Source organism: Acinetobacter sp. ABJ_C1_1 (assembly GCF_044684115.1).
Taxonomy (GTDB): Bacteria; Pseudomonadota; Gammaproteobacteria; order Pseudomonadales; family Moraxellaceae; genus Acinetobacter; species Acinetobacter nosocomialis_A.
In genome coordinates this window covers 1-481 of sequence record NZ_JBITPU010000044.1, presented here as the reverse complement: position 1 = coordinate 481, position 481 = coordinate 1, and the positions used below count along the sequence as shown (strand labels likewise).

The window sequence follows — 481 nt, the reverse complement described above, 5'->3', positions numbered from 1 at the left end:
ACCGTATCACCAGCTTTTACTGCAGCCGCATTGGTACCATTGCTTTGTAAAGTCCAGCCTTTGTCCAGTGCAGTGATCGCATCGCCCACGTTATTCACGTTGTTGCCATTCACAGTATAGGTCGGTGAGCTTACTGCACCTGTAGTGCTGTCATAGCTTGCACCACCACCCAGATTGTTGGCTGTGCTGTTGCCCAAGGCATCGGTCTTGTTGTTGCTTGACGTACTTAACGCATCAAGCTGGCCTTTGTTTACTGCATCGGTTGCTGCTGTACCCTCACCGACATTGGTAACTTTCTCACCATTTGCATCCAGTCCGTTCGCTGTCAGCTTCCCTGCAAACACCGGTGCATCGGCAAGTTGAATATCAACGGTATTGCCACTGATAACCGTTTTAACATTCGAGTTCGAGCCAGATGCTGTCAGCCCACCTGTGATATTCAGGGTTTCACCCAATTTACGGTCAACACTGCCACTGTTAC

The 481-nt window shown here is 49.7% G+C and carries 1 pseudogene; it reads right to left on the bottom strand.

What is annotated here, in order from left to right:
• Positions 1-481, bottom strand: a pseudogene (locus ACG59Z_RS18755) (hemagglutinin); the annotation flags it as partial.